Annotated in this window: 17 protein-coding genes; all 17 read right to left on the reverse strand. The window is 69.7% G+C overall.

Annotated features, from left to right (window positions below; genetic code table 11):
- Nucleotides 1–39: 39 nt before the first annotated feature.
- The 17 genes from JL475_RS11295 to rpmE all read right to left on the reverse strand — a co-directional run bounded on the left by JL475_RS11295 (nucleotide 40) and on the right by rpmE (nucleotide 15,508).
- Nucleotides 40–486: a DUF2550 domain-containing protein gene (locus JL475_RS11295; RefSeq protein ID WP_202277414.1), complete on the reverse strand. Its 447-nt coding sequence runs from the start codon at nucleotides 484–486 to the stop codon at nucleotides 40–42.
- A 162-nt stretch (nucleotides 487–648) separates the two neighbouring features.
- Nucleotides 649–1,023: a F0F1 ATP synthase subunit epsilon gene (locus JL475_RS11300; protein WP_202277415.1), complete on the reverse strand. Its 375-nt coding sequence runs from the start codon at nucleotides 1,021–1,023 to the stop codon at nucleotides 649–651.
- Nucleotides 1,024–1,133: 110 nt separating this feature from the next.
- The gene (gene atpD / locus JL475_RS11305; RefSeq protein ID WP_202277416.1) at nucleotides 1,134–2,570 is read right to left on the reverse strand and encodes a F0F1 ATP synthase subunit beta; all 1,437 of its coding nucleotides are present in this window, start codon (nucleotides 2,568–2,570) and stop codon (nucleotides 1,134–1,136) included.
- Nucleotides 2,570–3,490, reverse strand: a complete 921-nt coding sequence (locus JL475_RS11310; protein WP_202277417.1) for a F0F1 ATP synthase subunit gamma — start codon at nucleotides 3,488–3,490, stop codon at nucleotides 2,570–2,572. The genes atpD and JL475_RS11310 overlap by 1 nt, the downstream gene beginning before the upstream one ends.
- A 23-nt stretch (nucleotides 3,491–3,513) precedes the next feature.
- Nucleotides 3,514–5,106: a F0F1 ATP synthase subunit alpha gene (atpA, locus tag JL475_RS11315; RefSeq protein ID WP_202277418.1), complete on the reverse strand. Its 1,593-nt coding sequence runs from the start codon at nucleotides 5,104–5,106 to the stop codon at nucleotides 3,514–3,516.
- 164 nt (nucleotides 5,107–5,270) lie between these two features.
- Nucleotides 5,271–6,086: a F0F1 ATP synthase subunit delta gene (locus JL475_RS11320; protein ID WP_202277419.1), complete on the reverse strand. Its 816-nt coding sequence runs from the start codon at nucleotides 6,084–6,086 to the stop codon at nucleotides 5,271–5,273.
- Nucleotides 6,083–6,628 (reverse strand): F0F1 ATP synthase subunit B, encoded by a 546-nt coding sequence (locus JL475_RS11325; RefSeq protein ID WP_202277420.1) that lies wholly within the window; start codon nucleotides 6,626–6,628, stop codon nucleotides 6,083–6,085. Before JL475_RS11325 ends, JL475_RS11320 begins: the two co-directional genes overlap by 4 nt.
- Nucleotides 6,629–6,672: 44 nt before the next feature.
- Nucleotides 6,673–6,903, reverse strand: coding sequence for an ATP synthase F0 subunit C (gene atpE, locus JL475_RS11330; protein ID WP_055607474.1), 231 nt, complete (start codon nucleotides 6,901–6,903; stop codon nucleotides 6,673–6,675).
- 70 nt (nucleotides 6,904–6,973) lie between these two features.
- Complete coding sequence (gene atpB, locus JL475_RS11335; protein ID WP_307825019.1) at nucleotides 6,974–7,795, reverse strand: F0F1 ATP synthase subunit A; 822 nt, start codon at nucleotides 7,793–7,795, stop codon at nucleotides 6,974–6,976.
- A gap of 225 nt (nucleotides 7,796–8,020) precedes the next feature.
- Nucleotides 8,021–8,470, reverse strand: a complete 450-nt coding sequence (locus JL475_RS11340; protein WP_202277421.1) for a hypothetical protein — start codon at nucleotides 8,468–8,470, stop codon at nucleotides 8,021–8,023.
- A 370-nt stretch (nucleotides 8,471–8,840) separates the two neighbouring features.
- The gene (locus JL475_RS11345) at nucleotides 8,841–10,217 is read right to left on the reverse strand and encodes an MraY family glycosyltransferase (RefSeq protein ID WP_202277422.1); all 1,377 of its coding nucleotides are present in this window, start codon (nucleotides 10,215–10,217) and stop codon (nucleotides 8,841–8,843) included.
- 193 nt (nucleotides 10,218–10,410) lie between these two features.
- Nucleotides 10,411–11,655: a serine hydroxymethyltransferase gene (gene glyA / locus JL475_RS11350; RefSeq protein ID WP_202277423.1), complete on the reverse strand. Its 1,245-nt coding sequence runs from the start codon at nucleotides 11,653–11,655 to the stop codon at nucleotides 10,411–10,413.
- A gap of 158 nt (nucleotides 11,656–11,813) precedes the next feature.
- Entirely contained in the window at nucleotides 11,814–12,491 is a 678-nt protein-coding gene (locus tag JL475_RS11355) for a protein-tyrosine-phosphatase (RefSeq protein WP_202277424.1), read from the reverse strand.
- The gene (locus JL475_RS11360; RefSeq protein ID WP_202277425.1) at nucleotides 12,488–13,135 is read right to left on the reverse strand and encodes an L-threonylcarbamoyladenylate synthase; all 648 of its coding nucleotides are present in this window, start codon (nucleotides 13,133–13,135) and stop codon (nucleotides 12,488–12,490) included. The genes JL475_RS11355 and JL475_RS11360 overlap by 4 nt, the downstream gene beginning before the upstream one ends.
- A gap of 55 nt (nucleotides 13,136–13,190) precedes the next feature.
- A complete protein-coding gene (gene prmC, locus JL475_RS11365; protein ID WP_109378027.1) occupies nucleotides 13,191–14,030 on the reverse strand; it encodes a peptide chain release factor N(5)-glutamine methyltransferase in 840 nt (279 codons plus the stop codon).
- A 69-nt stretch (nucleotides 14,031–14,099) separates the two neighbouring features.
- Nucleotides 14,100–15,176 carry a peptide chain release factor 1 gene (gene prfA, locus JL475_RS11370; RefSeq protein WP_202277426.1) on the reverse strand — a complete coding sequence of 359 codons (1,077 nt, stop codon included), beginning with the start codon at nucleotides 15,174–15,176 and terminating at the stop codon, nucleotides 14,100–14,102.
- A 110-nt stretch (nucleotides 15,177–15,286) separates the two neighbouring features.
- A complete protein-coding gene (gene rpmE / locus JL475_RS11375; protein WP_202277427.1) occupies nucleotides 15,287–15,508 on the reverse strand; it encodes a 50S ribosomal protein L31 in 222 nt (73 codons plus the stop codon).
- Nucleotides 15,509–15,534: the final 26 nt, after the last annotated feature.

Raw genomic sequence — 15,534 nt, forward strand, 5'->3', positions numbered from 1 at the left:
CCGGACGAGGTCCGGGGGAGCAGTCCTGTTCACACGTGTCTACGCCACATTCACCCGCTGGCCGGGCGGTGCCGCCTCCAGCCAGGCGAGGAAACCGGTCAGCGCGTCGTCGCTCATCGCCAGCTCCAGCCGCCTGCCCCGGTGCAGACAGGCCAGGATCACCGCGTCCGACAGCAGCGCCAGCTCCTCCTCGCCCTCGGGCACCCGGCGGCCCGCCACCTCGATCGCCGAGCGCTCCAGGACGCGGCGCGGACGCAGCGCGTAGGAGAAGACGCGGAACCACTCCACCCGGTCGCCGTTGTAGCGGGCCACCCCGTACGCCCAGCCCTTGCCGCCGGTGTCGCCCGCTTCCGGGACGTCCCAGCGCAGGCTGCAGTCGAAGGTTCCGCCGGAACGCTGGAGGAAACGGCGGCGCAGGCCGAACACGAAGAGGCCCACCACCACGAGCGCCACGACACTTCCGCACACAGTCAGAGCGAGGACCATCGACACCGACCTCCTCGTCTCCTAGGTAACGGAACGGAAAAATCATCCAGATCTGCCTCAGCCGCGACCGGGTCCGGATCGCTCCGGTCCCAGCCGCGGCTGAGTCACGTCATTGCACGGCTCCCCCAGAGCCTAGACGGCCTGGGAGGCTCCTCGGGTCGTTCAGTGCCCCGCCGCCGCGCGCAGTCGTACGTCCGCGCGCCGCTCCGCCGAGGCGTCCGCCTCCGACTTCGCACGGTCCCGCGCCCGCTCCGCGCGCTTGACGTCGATCTCGTCCGACAGCTCGGCGATCTCGGCCAGCAGCGACAGCTTGTCGTCCGCGAACGAGATGAAACCGCCGTGCACCGCGGCGACGACCGTCCCGCCGTCGTTCGTACGGATGGTCACCGGGCCCGACTCCAGCACACCGAGCAGCGGCTGGTGACCGGGCATGACGCCGATGTCGCCGGACGTGGTGCGCGCGACGACCAGGGTGGCCTCGCCCGACCAGACCTCTCGGTCGGCCGCGACCAGCGCGACGTGCAGCTCAGCAGCCAAGATGGCTCCTCGGGTCACCACCCGGCAGGTCCGCCGGGTGTTGGTTACAAGTCTAATGGGCGGGGGTCAGGGGGCGGGACGGTGCCCGCCCCCCGACCCGAGCGCGAGGCTCAGGAGACGCCCAGCTCCTTCGCGTTCTTCTTCAGGTCCTCGATGCCACCGCACATGAAGAACGCCTGCTCCGGGAAGTGGTCGTACTCACCGTCGCAGATCGCGTTGAACGCGGCGATCGACTCGTCCAGCGGCACGTCCGAACCGTCCACGCCGGTGAACTGCTTGGCGACGTGGGTGTTCTGGGACAGGAAGCGCTCCACGCGACGGGCGCGGTGGACCGCGAGCTTGTCCTCCTCGCCGAGCTCGTCGATACCGAGGATCGCGATGATGTCCTGCAGGTCCTTGTACTTCTGCAGGATGTTCTTCACCCGCATGGCCGCGTCGTAGTGGTCCTGCGCGATGTAGCGCGGGTCCAGGATGCGGGACGTGGAGTCCAGCGGGTCCACGGCCGGGTAGATGCCCTTCTCGGAGATCGGACGGGAGAGCACCGTCGTCGCGTCGAGGTGGGCGAAGGTGGTGGCCGGGGCCGGGTCGGTCAGGTCGTCCGCGGGGACGTAGATCGCCTGCATCGAGGTGATCGAGTGACCGCGGGTCGAGGTGATGCGCTCCTGGAGGAGACCCATCTCGTCGGCCAGGTTCGGCTGGTAGCCCACCGCGGAGGGCATGCGGCCGAGCAGGGTCGACACCTCGGAACCGGCCTGCGTGAAGCGGAAGATGTTGTCGATGAAGAACAGCACGTCCTGCTTCTGGACGTCACGGAAGTACTCGGCCATGGTGAGGCCGGCCAGCGCGACGCGCAGACGGGTGCCCGGGGGCTCGTCCATCTGGCCGAAGACCAGGGCGGTCTTGTCGATGACGCCCGACTCGCTCATCTCGTCGATGAGGTCGTTGCCCTCACGGGTGCGCTCACCGACACCGGCGAACACCGACACACCGTCGTGGTTGTTGGCGACGCGGTAGATCATCTCCTGGATGAGCACCGTCTTGCCGACGCCGGCACCGCCGAACAGACCGATCTTGCCGCCCTTGACGTACGGGGTCAGCAGGTCGATGACCTTGACGCCGGTCTCGAACATCTCGGTCTTCGACTCGAGCTCGTCGAAGTTGGGCGCCTTGCGGTGGATCGGCCAGCGCTCGCCCTCGTAGGTCTCGTCGCTGTTCAGCACCGCACCGAGGGTGTTGAACACCTTGCCCTTGGTGAAGTCGCCGACCGGGACGGAGATCGCCGAGCCGGTGTCGCTCACCGGGGCCTGGCGGACCAGACCGTCGGTGGGCTGCATGGAGATGGTGCGGACCAGGCCCTCGCCCAGGTGCTGGGCGACCTCCAGGGTCAGCGTCTTCAGCTCACCCGCGTTCGCCGGGTCGGCGACCTCGACGTGCAGGGCGTTGTAGATCTCCGGCATCGCGTCGACGGGGAACTCCACGTCGACGACCGGGCCGATGACCCGGGCGACACGGCCCGTGGCCGTCGCGGTCTCAACAGTGGTGGTCATTAATTGTCACTCCCCGCGTTTGCGTCGGCCAGAGCGCCTGCGCCACCGACGATCTCGCTGATTTCCTGGGTGATTTCGGCCTGGCGGGCCGCGTTGGCAAGACGGGAGAGCGTGTTGATCAACTCACCCGCGTTGTCGGTGGCCGACTTCATCGCGCGCCGCGTGGCGGCGTGCTTCGAAGCGGCCGACTGGAGCAGCGCGTTGTAGATGCGGCTCTCCACGTAGCGCGGCAGCAGGGCGTCGAGGACGTCCTCCGCCGAGGGCTCGAAGTCGTACAGCGGAAGGATCTCGTCCTTGGTGGACGCCGTCTCCTCCGCGACCTCCTCGAGGCGCAGCGGAAGCAGCCGGGAGTCGACCGCGGTCTGCGTCATCATCGAGACGAACTCGGTGTAGACGATGTGGAGTTCGTCCACACCGCCGTCCGCCGTGTCCTTCTCGATGGCCTCGATCAGCGGCGCCGCGACGGTCTTGGCGTCCGCGTACGAGGGCTCGTCGGTGAAGCCCGAGAACGACTCCGCGACCGTGCGCTCACGGAAGTTGTAGTGCGCCAGACCGCGGCGGCCGACGATGTACGTGTCGACCTCCACGCCCTCGCCCTCCAGGCGCGCGGTCAGCTGCTCCGCCGCCTTGATCGCGTTGGCATTGAAGGCGCCGGCCAGGCCGCGGTCGCTCGTGAGGAGCAGGACCGCGGCACGGGTCGGGTTCTCCGCCTCCGTGGTCAGCGGGTGCTTGGCGTCCGAACCGGTGCCGACGGCCGTGACCGCACGGGTCAGTTCCTCGGCGTACGGCGTGGAGGACCGCACCTTGCGCTGCGCCTTGACGACGCGCGAGGCGGCGATCATCTCCATCGCCTTGGTGATCTTCTTGGTCGCGGTGACGGATCGGATGCGACGCTTGTAGACCCGGAGCTGGGCTCCCATGAGTCAGGTCCCTTCCTTGAACGTCACTTGGCGGCAGCGGCCGGAGCGTCCTCGCCGAGCAGCTTGCCTTCGCTCGTCTCGAACTGCTTCTTGAAGGCCGCGATCGCGTCGCCCACGGCCTGGAGGGTGTCGTCCGACATCTTGCCGCCCTCGCGGATGGAGGTCATGAGGCCCTGCTCGCCGCGGTGCAGGTACTCCAGCAGCTCCTTCTCGAAGCGGCGGATGTCGGCGACCGGCACCTCGTCCATCTTGCCGGTGGTGCCGGCCCAGACGGAGACGACCTGGTCCTCGGTGGCCATCGGCTGGTACTGGTCCTGCTTCAGCAGCTCGACCATGCGCTGACCGCGCTCCAGCTGCGACTTCGACGCGGCGTCCAGGTCGGAACCGAAGGCGGCGAACGCCTCCAGCTCACGGAACTGGGCGAGGTCCACGCGCAGTCGGCCGGAGACCTGCTTCATCGCCTTGTGCTGGGCGGAGCCACCGACTCGGGAGACCGAGATACCGACGTTCAGGGCCGGACGCTGACCGGCGTTGAACAGGTCGGACTCCAGGAAGCACTGGCCGTCGGTGATGGAGATGACGTTGGTCGGGATGAACGCCGAGACGTCGTTCGCCTTGGTCTCGACGATCGGCAGACCGGTCATCGAGCCCTTGCCCATCTCGTCGGAGAGCTTGGCGCAGCGCTCCAGGAGGCGGGAGTGCAGGTAGAAGACGTCGCCCGGGTAGGCCTCGCGGCCCGGCGGGCGGCGCAGCAGCAGGGAGACGGCGCGGTAGGCGTCGGCCTGCTTCGACAGGTCGTCGAAGATGATCAGGACGTGCTTGCCCTGGTACATCCACTGCTGGCCGATGGCCGAGCCGGTGTAGGGCGCCAGGTACTTGAAGCCGGCCGGGTCGGACGCCGGGGCGGCGACGATGGTCGTGTACTCCAGGGCACCGTTCTCCTCCAGCGCGCGGCGGACCGACGCGATGGTGGAGCCCTTCTGGCCGACGGCGACGTAGATGCAGCGGACCTGCTTGTTCACGTCGCCGGAGCGCCAGTTGTCACGCTGGTTGATGATCGTGTCGACGGCCAGCGCGGTCTTGCCGGTGCCGCGGTCGCCGATGATCAGCTGACGCTGGCCGCGGCCGATCGGGGTCATGGCGTCGACGGCCTTGTAGCCCGTCTCCATCGGCTCGTGCACCGACTTGCGCTGCATGACCGTGGGGGCCTGCAGTTCGAGGGCGCGGCGGCCCTCGGTCTCGATCTCGCCGAGGCCGTCGATCGGGTTGCCGAGCGGGTCGACCACGCGGCCGAGGTAGCCCTCGCCCACGGCGACGGACAGGACCTCGCCGGTGCGGGCGACCGGCTGGCCCTCCTCGATGCCGCTGAACTCACCGAGGACGATGGCACCGATCTCGCGCTCCTCGAGGTTGAGGGCGAGGCCGAGGGTGCCGTCCTCGAACTTCAGCAGCTCGTTGGCCATGGCCGAGGGCAGACCCTCGACCTTGGCGATGCCGTCGCCGGCGAGGGTGACCGTGCCGACTTCCTCGCGCGAGGCCGCGTCCGGCTTGTACGACTGGACGAAGTTCTCCAGCGCGTCCCGGATCTCCTCCGGCCGGATCGTGAGCTCCGCCATCTGAGTTCCCTGCTCTCCTTGTTGGGCCCGAAGTTTCACTTTGGGGGTATTCCACGAGTCGGGACTCCCCCCGGAAGAGGTGAATCCTCTGCACGGCCCAACCAGGGCCGCAAGTACGTTCTTGGTGTTCAGTTGCTGCGTCGGTCGCGTCTGTCGCGTCGGCGCTAGCTCGCCAGCCGGCGGCTCGCGTCCTCCAGCCGGTCCGCGATGGAGCCGTTGATGATCTCGTCGCCGACCTGCACCCGGATTCCGCCGATGACCTCGGGGTCCACGGCGAGGTTGAGGTGCATGCGGCGGCCGTAGAGCTTCGCGAGGCCGGCGCCGAGGCGCTGCTTCTGCGCGTCGCTCAGCGGCACCGCGGAGGTGACGACGGCCACCATGCGGTCACGCCGCTCGGCGGCGAGCTTGGACAGGGACTCGATTCCCGATTCCAGGCTACGTCCCCGCGGCGCGGTCACCAGACGCGTCACCAGGCGTTCGGTGGTCGCGTTCGCCTTGCCGCCGAGCAGGCTGTGCAGCAGCTCGCTCTTGGCGGAGGTGGTGGCCTTGCGGTCGGTCAGCGCGGCGCGCAGCTCCTTGCTCGAGGAGACGATCCGGCCGAACCGGAACAGCTCGTCCTCGACGCCGTCGAGCGCGCCCGCCTGCTGCGCGGCAGTGAGGTCGGCGAGGTCGGCCAGCTGTTCCAGTGCGTCCACCAGGTCGCGGGACTGCGACCAGCGGGAGCGCACCATGCCGGCCACCAGGTCGGCGGCGTCGCCGCTGAGCTGGGTGCCGAGCAGGCGCTGGGCCAGTTCCGCCTTGGCCTCGCCGGCCTGCGCCGGGTCGGTGAGGACCCGGCGCAACGACACCTCGCGGTGGAGCAGCGCGGTGACGGCGGCCAGCTCTTCGGCGAGCGAGCCGGCGTCGACGGACGTGGAGTCCGTCAGCGCGTCGAGACGCTCACGTGCGGCTGCCAGGGCCTCGCGGCTCGCTCCGTTCATCGTGCGGCCTCGGCCTTCTGGTCGAGGTCGTCGAGGAACCGGTCGATCACTCGGCTCTGCCGGGCGTGGTCCTCGAGGGACTCGCCGACGAGCTTGCCGGCCAGGTCGGTGGCGAGCTTGCCGACGTCCTGGCGCAGCACCGACGCGGCGGTCTTGCGGTCCGCCTCGATCTGCGAGTGACCGGCGGCGATGATCTCCTCACGCTGCCGCTGGCCTTCCGCGCGCATCTCGGCGATGAGCGTGGCGCCCTGCTCCTGCGCCTCCTGGCGCAGTCGCGCGGCCTCGTGCCGGGCCTCGGCGAGCTGGGCCTTGTACTGCTCGAGAACGCTCTGGGCCTCGGTCTGAGCGGCCTCGGCCTTCTCGATACCGCCTTCGATGGCCTCGCGACGCTGCTCCAGAACCTTGTTGATGTTCGGGAGGAGCTTCTTGGCGAGGAAGCCGAAGACGATGACGAAGGCGAGCAGGCCGATGACGAGCTCGGGAATCGGCGGGACGAGGGGGTTCTGAAGCTCCTCGGCCGCGATATGAAGCAGTGGGCTCATATCAGAGTGCCTTTCGTCTGGTGAGCCGGTCGCGGATCAGACGATCAGAGGCCGTAGACGAACGGCATGACCAGACCGATCAGGGCGAGCGCCTCACAGAAGGCGAAGCCCAGGATCTGGTTGGCGCGGATGAGACCGGCGGCCTCGGGCTGACGGGCGAGGGCCTCGGTGCCCTTGCCGAAGATGATGCCGACGCCGATGCCGGGACCGAACGCGGCGATGCCGTAGCCGATGGAAGCGATCGAACCGCTGACGGCAGCAAGGGTCTGGGACATTCCGGTTCTTCCTTTTCTTCACGGGCCGGTGGGGGTGGGCCACCGGTCGAATGGGGGCGGTGCGGGACGCTCAGTGCTGCTCGGCGAGCGCGCCCTGGATGTAGGTGACGGTCAGCAGGACGAAGACGTACGCCTGCAGGGCCTGGATGAAGAGCTCGAAGACGGTCATCACCAGGACCATCAGGAACGAGACGCTGGCGTAGGCGATCCCGATGCCGTTCAGCAGGTACCAGCTGGCGATGGTGAACAGCACCAGCAGGATGTGACCCGCGAACATGTTCGCGAAGAGTCGCACGGCGTGGGTGAAGGGCCGCACGAGCAGGTTCGAGAAGGCCTCGATCAGCATGACGACCGGCAGGGCGGCGCCGAGCGACTTGTCGTAGCCGGTGAAGTTCTTCAGGGCGCCGACGAAGCCTTGGCGCTTGAAGGTCAGCGAGATCCAGACGATGTAGACGATCAGCGCGAGGCCCAGCGGGTAGGCGAAGATCGACGTCACCGGCATCTGGGCGAACGGGATGATCGACCAGAGGTTCATCATCCAGACGAAGAAGAACAGCGCGACGACGAACGGGACGTACTTCTCGCCCTCGCGCTTGCCCATCGTCTCGTAGACGACACCCCGGCGGACGAAGTCGTAGCCGGCCTCGGCGACCATCTGGAGCTTGCCGGGGACGACCTGGGGCCGGCGGAACGCCGCCCAGAAGAAGCCGATGATGACGATCGAGCCGAGCAGCGCCAGCAGCATCGTCTTGTTGAAGTACACGCTGCTGTCGCCGTCGCCCCACAGGGGCTCGAACAGGAACGAGTGCAGCCCGGGAGACGGGAAGCCACAGCCGTCGAAGATGTGGCAGTCGGTCTCGAAGGCGAGCACCTGTGTCGGGTCAGCACTCACCGCGGGCTCCTTCAGCGTGGCGCATGGATTCGGCAACCTCGTGGTGTCGGCGCGGCACGGGGCCGCGGTTCGGCACGGGACTGGTGTTACGGATGTGGGGGCGGCAGTGGGGCATCTCGCCTCGCGATGTGACAGGCGTCAGCTCGGATGCCCGCGCCCGCGATGCCGCAGTTGGCACCGGACGATAGCAGGGTCCGTCGTGCGCCCTTATCCCGGCCCTACGCCTCACGACGACCGCTCCGCGGATTCCTTCTTCTCCGCCGCGTTCCCGGCCGTCGTCGGCTCGGGGTCCACGTAGAAGGTCTTGGCCTTCATCGTGGCCCGCGCCTGCGCGGCGACCCAGGTGAGGGTGGAGACGAGCAGCGAGAGGGCGAAGACCTTCGGGTGGAACAGGGTCGTGTCCTTGAAGAGCGCGATGAAGACGAAGATCAGCAGGATCTGCGTCATGTACATCATCAGCCCCATCGCCTGGAACAGATGAGGTATCGACCTGGCGATCCACTGCAGGACGTACAGACCCGTCCCCATGAGCAGGATCACGAGCAGCGCCCCGATGACCGCTCCGATCACCCCCTGGCCGCCTTCGACGGCACCACCGACCGCGACCGCGACCGCACCGACGGCAGCGGTGGGGACGGCAGCCTGGATCAGAATCCGGACGTCGTTGGACGGCATGACGGAACTCCGCTTTGAACAGGGGGCATGAGGCACATGAGATGTCGTCGGGGACGAGCGTAGTCCCCCGGATGGAGTGAGTTTTCCTCCCCACCGTCGAACCGTCGCACCACGGTCCGTCGGCTCTCTCCGGCGAGACTCGTGAACGGTATCACAAACTATTTGATGGAGTCTTTACCTAACGGGCGTGCAGAACGTCACGCACGAGAGTGAAGCGGTACGCCTGAGCGCGCGTGAGGGCGACTTGTCTGATATTGAGGCGCTTCGCACCCCCAAGAGTGCCCCATCACAGCCCCACGACTTGGCAATGCTCTAGTCGGATTCTTACCTTGACCGTGATCTCCGCCCCGCCGTCCCGCCGGGGCGCCCCTCAGCGGGAGCTGCCGGCCTTCCCCCGGTCGCCCAGACGTGCGTGGTGGCCGAGGGCCGTCGCGCCGTTGACGCCCGAGACGCCGGCGGTGACCGGGGCGCGGTGGCCGGGAGCGGCCTCCTCGGGGCCGTCGGGGGCCTCGGCGGCCCGTGACCGCGCCGTGGCGGGGTCGCCGGAGGCCTCCGGCGCCTTTGCCGCTACCAGGGCCTTGCGGCGGCGGTAGCGCGGCGGGACGAACGCCTCCGCCCAGCGCGGGGCGCGCGGGGTGAACCGGGGCAGCAGGAGCAGCAGCAGGCCGAGGGCGCTCAGGATGACGACGCCCAGCACGATCCACATGGACGCCGAGTTGACCGAGTAGGCGAGCGCGCCGAAGGCGATCAGCGCCGACCAGAAGTACATGATCAGCACCGCCCTGCTGTGCGAGTGGCCGATCTCCAGCAGACGGTGGTGCAGATGGCCCCGGTCCGCCGCGAACGGCGACTGGCCGCGCCAGGTGCGCCGCACGATGGCCAGGACCAGGTCGGCCACGGGCACCGCGATGATCGTCAGCGGCATGAGCAGCGGGATGAAGACGGGCAGCATCGCGTGGGTCGCCTCCCGGGTGCCGCCCAGGTCGACGTTGAGCGCCTCGACGTCCAGCTGGCCCGTGACGGACACGGCGCTCGCCGCGAGGACCAGACCGATCAGCATCGACCCGGAGTCCCCCATGAAGATGCGGGCGGGGTGCATGTTGTGCGGCAGGAAGCCGAGGCACATGCCGATGAGCACGGCGGAGAACAGGGTGGCGGGGGCCGCCGCCTCGGCACCGTAGCCGTACCAGATCCGGTAGCTGTACAGGAAGAAAGCCGTGGCCGCGATGCCCACCATGCCGGCCGCGAGGCCGTCCAGTCCGTCCACGAAATTGACCGCGTTGATGGTGATGACGACCAGCGCCACAGTGATCAGGTTCCCCTGCCACGGGGTCACGGAGACCGTGCCGACACCGGGGATGGGGAGCCACAGGATGGTCAGGCCCTGAAGGATCATGACGCCGGCGGCGATCATCTGGGCGCCCAGTTTGAGCAGGGCGTCGATCTCGAACTTGTCGTCCAGGACCCCGAGCAGCCAGATCAGGGCGGCCCCGGACAGCAGAGCGCGCGGTTCGTTGGACCTCTCGAAGACCTCGTTCAGGTTCGTCAGGTGGCTGGCCACCAGCAGGCCCGCGCACAGGCCGAAGAACATGGCGATACCGCCGAGCCGCGGAGTGGGTTCCCGGTGCACGTCACGTGCCCGGATCTCCGGCATCGCACCCGCCACGATCGCGAACTTCCGTACCGGCCCTGTCAGCAGATACGTCACCGCGGCCGTGATGCAGAGCGTCAGCAGGTATTCACGCACGGGCTTCCCCACAGGTCTCGCTGGCCATCACAGCCCCACACCCTAGCGAGGCACGCATACGGGTGAGGACTTCCGGGTAGCGACGATGGTTGCACGAGTGACTGTGCGGTCGGCCCGGCATGCGGGTGCGCCTACCCCGCATGCGCGCCGATACGGGTGCAAAAACCCGGCCGGGTGAGCCGGGTGACACGTCTCAGCCGGGATACGGCGGAAAGGCCGCGGTCAGTTCCCGTACGTCCTCGCGGGCCCGTGCGGGCTCGGTGCCGCCCCGCAGGACGCTCGCCAGCAGGCCCGCGATCAGCGCCATCTCCGGCTCCCCCATGCCCTGCGTGGTCACCGCCGCGGTGCCCAGGCGCAGCCCGCGGTCGTCGGCGTGCGGCAGCACGCAGCAGTCCAGGACGATCCCGGCCCCCGCCAGCAGGCCGCGGGCCTCTCGCCCGTCGACGCCGAGCGGGGCGGGGTCGACGGTGATCAGATGGGTGTCGGTGCCGCCGGTGGTGACGACCAGTCCCTCGTCGGCCAGTGCGGTGGCGAGCGCCCGCGCGTTGGCGACCACCCGGTGGGCGTACACGGTGAAGGCCGGTGTCGCCGCCTCCCCGAACGCGACCGCCTTGGCGGCGATCGTGTGCATCTGCGCCCCGCCCTGGGTGAAGGGGAAGACGGCGCGGTCGACGCGCTCGGCCAGTTCCGCGCCGCACAGGATCATGCCGCCGCGCGGTCCGCGCAGCACCTTGTGCGTGGTGGCGCAGACGACGTCCGCGTACGGGACCGGGTTCGGGGCCGCTCCCCCGGCGACCAGGCCGATGGGGTGCGCGGCGTCCGCGATGAGGTAGGCGCCGGTCTCGTCGGCCACCTCGCGGAAGAAGGCGTGGTCGATGTGGCGCGGGTAGGCGATGGAGCCGCACACGATCGCCTTGGGCCGGTGCGTACGGGCCAGGGTGCGGACCTGGTCGTGGTCGATGAGCCCGGTCTCCGCGTCCACCCCGTAGCCGATGAAGTCGAACCAGCGGCCGGAGAAGTTCGCGGGCGAGCCGTGGGTGAGGTGGCCTCCGTGGGGCAGGCCGAGGGCGAGGACGGTGTCTCCGGGGCGCAGCAGGGCGGCGTAGGCGGCCAGTACGGCCGACGAGCCGGAGTGCGCCTGGACGTTGGCGTGGTCGGCGCCGAACAGCGCCTTGGCGCGCTCCACGGCGAGGCGTTCGGCGACGTCGACGAGCTCGCAGCCGCCGTGGTGGCGGGCGCCCGGGTACCCCTCGGCGTACTTGTTGGCCAGCGGGGAGCCGAGGGCGGCCAGCACGGCCGGCGAGGTGAAGTTCTCGGCGGCGATCAGCTGGAGCGTGGTCGCCTGCCGCTCGCGCTCGCCGAGCAGGATCTCGGCGAGTTCGGGGTCCTGTCGGCGCAGGACCCCGAACTCGCCCTCGAGGGCATGGGTGACCGTCATGGTGGGCTCCCGGACGTCGACGCCGGCGTACGACCAATGTAGGCCCGCCACCCCCGGGCCGCCCGGCGCCGCATCCTCCGGAGGGACCGGCCGGGCCCGGGGCGGACGTCGGCCGGCCCCGGGGCGGTGCGTCGGTCAGGCCCGGGACGGTGCGTCGGTCAGGCCCGGGTCGGGACGCCGGTGAGGGCGGTGACGACCGGGTCCAGGGCCTGGTGTATCTCGTCGCCGATGGAGCGGAAGAGGGGCAGGGGCGCCCCGTACGGGTCGAAGACCTCGTCCGCCTCGGCGGTCGGGGCCAGCAGCCAGCCGCGCAGCGCGGCGGCGGCGCGGACCAGGGCGCGGGCGCGCATGACCAGGCCGTCGTCCAGCGGGGGCAGCGTCGCCGGGTCGATCGCGTTCACCAGGCGGGTGAACTCCTTCAGGGTGAAGGTGCGCAGGCCCGCCGAGTGGCCCATGGAGATGACCTGGGCGCGGTGGTCCCGGGTCGCGGTCAGGACCAGGTCGGCGCGGATGACGTGCTCGTCCAGCAGCTCACGGCCGACGAAGCCGGAGGCGTCCGCGCCGAACTCGGCCAGCACGGTCTCCGCGTGCGTCTCCATCGGCGCGCCCTCGTGCCCCCAGGTGCCCGCGCTCTCCACGATCAGGCCGCAGCCCAGGATGCCCAGCCGCTGGTTCACGAAATGCCGGGTCAGCCGCTCGGTGATGGGCGAGCGGCAGACGTTTCCGGTGCTGACGTGGAGGATGCGGAAGCTGTCGCGCGGAAACCCGAAGGTGGTCGTCTCCTCCGCGCCGCTCTCCCCGTTGCCTATGCCACGCCCCGACTCGGGCGCCGTCAATTCGCCACCTCGAGGTCGGGTACCACTTTGCGCAGCTCCTCCGGGGAGACGGCGCCTTCGCGCAGCAGTACGGGCACGGGGCGCGTGACGTCGACGATCGACGAGGGGACGATGCCCGGGGTGGGCCCGCCGTCGAGGTAGACGGAGACGGAGTCGCCGAGCATGTCCTGCGCCGCGTCGCAGTTCTCCGGCGCGGGGTGCCCGGTCAGGTTGGCCGAGGAGACGGCCATCGGGCCGACCTCGGTGAGCAGTTCGATGGCGACCGGGTGCAGCGGCATCCGCACGGCGACCGTGCCCCGGGTGTCCCCGAGGTCCCACTGGAGGGACGGCTGGTGCCGGGCGACCAGGGTCAGCGCACCCGGCCAGAAGGCGTCGACCAGTTCCCAGGCCTGTTCGGAGAAGTCGGTGACCAGGCCGTGCAGGGTGTTCGGCGAGCCGATGAGCACCGGCGTGGGCATGTTGCGGCCGCGTCCTTTGGCCTCCAGGAGGTCGGCGACGGCCTCCCCGGTGAACGCGTCCGCGCCGATGCCGTAGACCGTGTCCGTCGGCAGCACCACGAGCTCGCCGCGGCGGACGGCGGACGCGGCTTCACGCAGACCGGTCGCGCGATCGGTCGCGTCGTTGGTGTCGTATCGCCGAGCCATCTGGCGGGCCTCCTCGTACACGTGCGGCTGGGGGTGGGTGGGGTCTGCGGGGGGCTCACGGGACCGCCTTGCGGGCGGTGGCGAACCGGGGCCGGTTGTTCAGGTCGGGGTGGTCGGCGGCGTCGGTCCAGCCGCGGTCCTCGGCGAAGATCCACGGCACCTGGCCGCCCTGGGTGTCGGCGTGCTCGACGACGACCACCCCGCCGGGGCGCAGCAGCCGGTGCGCGGTGCGTTCCAGGCCGCGGATGAGGTCGAGGCCGTCCTCGCCGGAGAACAGCGCCATCTCGGGGTCGTGGTCACGCGCCTCGGGGGCGACGTACTCCCATTCGGTGAGCGGGATGTACGGCGGGTTGGAGATCACCAGGTCGACCTGGCCGTCGAGGTCCGGGAAGGCCGTCAGGGCGTTCCCCTGGCGCAGTTCGACCCTCGACCCCTCCATGTTCTTGCGGGTCCACACCAGGGCGTCCTCGGACATCTCCACGGCGTACACCCGGGACCGCGGGACCTCCTGCGCCAGCGCGAGCGCGATCGCGCCCGAGCCGGTGCACAGGTCGACGACGCACGGCTCGACGACGTCCATGGCCCGTACCGCGTCTATGGCCCATCCGACGACCGACTCGGTCTCCGGGCGCGGCACGAACACCCCGGGTCCCACCTGGAGTTCGAGGTAGCGGAAGTAGGCGTGCCCGGTGATGTGCTGGAGCGGTTCGCGCGCCTCGCGGCGGGCGACCACCTCCCAGTACCGGGCGTCGAAGTCGGAGTCCTTCACCTGGTGCAGCTCGCCGCGCTTGACTCCGTGCACGAACGCGGCGAGTTCCTCCGCGTCGGTGCGCGGCGAGGGCACGCCGGCGTCGGCGAGCCGCTGGGTGGCCTGGGCCACCTCCGTGAGCAGCACGCTGCGGGGGTTCGGGGGGCGCCCCCCAAATGGTTGCTGCACGCTGGTCCTCCGGGCTGTCTACGAGAGTTACGCTGCGGCGAGCTTGGCAGCCGAGTCCGCGTCGACACAGGCCTGGATCACCGCATCCAGGTCGCCGTCCAGGACCTGGTCCAGGTTGTACGCCTTGAACCCGACGCGGTGGTCCGAGATGCGGTTCTCCGGGAAGTTGTAGGTACGGATCTTCTCGGAGCGGTCGACGGTGCGGACCTGGCTGCGACGGGCGTCGGAGGCCTCCCGTTCCGCCTCCTCCTGTGCCATCGCGAGCAGCCTGGAGCGCAGGATACGCAGTGCCTGCTCCTTGTTCTGCAGCTGGCTCTTCTCGTTCTGGCAGGAGGCGACGACTCCGGTCGGGAGGTGCGTGATGCGCACGGCGGAGTCGGTGGTGTTGACGGACTGGCCGCCGGGGCCCGAGGACCGGTAGACGTCGATCCGCAGATCGTTCGGGTTGATCTCGACGTCGATCTCCTCCGCCTCGGGCGTCACCAGGACGCCCGCCGCGGAGGTGTGGATACGGCCCTGCGACTCGGTGGCCGGCACCCGCTGCACGCGGTGCACGCCGCCCTCGTACTTCAGCCGGGCCCACACGCCCTGTCCGGGCTCGGTGGCGCCCTGGCCGCCCTTGGTCTTCACGGCGACCTGGACGTCCTTGTAGCCGCCCAGCTCCGACTCGGTGGCGTCGATGATCTCGGTCTTCCAGCCGACCCGCTCGGCGTAGCGCAGGTACATGCGCAGCAGGTCTCCCGCGAACAGGGCGGACTCGTCGCCGCCCGCGCCCGCCTTGACCTCGAGGATGACGTCCTTGTCGTCGCTGGGGTCGCGCGGGACCAGCAGGAGCCGCAGCTTCTCGGTCAGCTCCCCCTGCTGCTGTTCCAGGTCCTTGACCTCGGCGGCGAAGTCCGGGTCGTCGGCGGCCAGTTCGCGTGCGGTCTCGATGTCGTCGCCCGTCTGCTTCCAGGAGCGGTACGTGGCGACGATCGGGGTGAGCTCGGCGTACCGCTTGTTCAGCCTGCGCGCGTTGGCCTGGTCGGCGTGGACCGACGGGTCGGCGAGCTTCGTCTCCAGGTCGGCGTGCTCGGTGACGAGTTCCTCGACGGCCTCGAACATCTTGGGCTCCTGCTACTGCGTGGGAAGGGGAAGGCGGGCGACCAAAAACGCCGGTCCCGGCGGGCACCTCCGGAGGGAGGCGCTGCCGTGGACCGGCGATAGGTGGCTCGCTACTTCTTGGAGCCGGAGGCCTTGCCGAAGCGGGCCTCGAAGCGGGCCACACGGCCACCGGTGTCGAGGATCTTCTGCTTGCCCGTGTAGAACGGGTGGCACTCGGAGCAGACCTCGGCGCGGACGGTGCCGGACTCGATGGTGCTGCGGGTCGTGAACGACGCGCCGCAGGTGCAGCTGACCTGCGTCTCGACGTACGCGGGGTGGATGTCGCGCTTCAAGGTGTCTCCTAGATCGTGGAGGGCGC

This window comes from Streptomyces sp. M2CJ-2 (assembly GCF_016757295.1).
Classification (GTDB): Bacteria; Actinomycetota; Actinomycetes; order Streptomycetales; family Streptomycetaceae; genus Streptomyces.

Excerpts from the sequence above, each read along its gene's own strand:
- JL475_RS11310 (WP_202277417.1), bottom strand. The coding sequence starts at position 3,490 with ATGGGAGCCCAGCTCCGGGTCTACAAGCGTCGCATCCGATCCGTCACC.
- atpA (WP_202277418.1), bottom strand. The coding sequence starts at position 5,106 with ATGGCGGAGCTCACGATCCGGCCGGAGGAGATCCGGGACGCGCTGGAG.
- atpE (WP_055607474.1), bottom strand. The coding sequence starts at position 6,903 with ATGTCCCAGACCCTTGCTGCCGTCAGCGGTTCGATCGCTTCCATCGGC.
- JL475_RS11295 (WP_202277414.1), bottom strand. The coding sequence starts at position 486 with ATGGTCCTCGCTCTGACTGTGTGCGGAAGTGTCGTGGCGCTCGTGGTG.
- JL475_RS11320 (WP_202277419.1), bottom strand. The coding sequence starts at position 6,086 with ATGAACGGAGCGAGCCGCGAGGCCCTGGCAGCCGCACGTGAGCGTCTC.
- atpD (WP_202277416.1), bottom strand. The coding sequence starts at position 2,570 with ATGACCACCACTGTTGAGACCGCGACGGCCACGGGCCGTGTCGCCCGG.
- prfA (WP_202277426.1), bottom strand. The coding sequence starts at position 15,176 with ATGTTCGAGGCCGTCGAGGAACTCGTCACCGAGCACGCCGACCTGGAG.
- JL475_RS11340 (WP_202277421.1), bottom strand. The coding sequence starts at position 8,470 with ATGCCGTCCAACGACGTCCGGATTCTGATCCAGGCTGCCGTCCCCACC.
- JL475_RS11360 (WP_202277425.1), bottom strand. The coding sequence starts at position 13,135 with ATGGCTCGGCGATACGACACCAACGACGCGACCGATCGCGCGACCGGT.
- glyA (WP_202277423.1), bottom strand. The coding sequence starts at position 11,655 with ATGACGGTCACCCATGCCCTCGAGGGCGAGTTCGGGGTCCTGCGCCGA.
- JL475_RS11325 (WP_202277420.1), bottom strand. The coding sequence starts at position 6,628 with ATGAGCCCACTGCTTCATATCGCGGCCGAGGAGCTTCAGAACCCCCTC.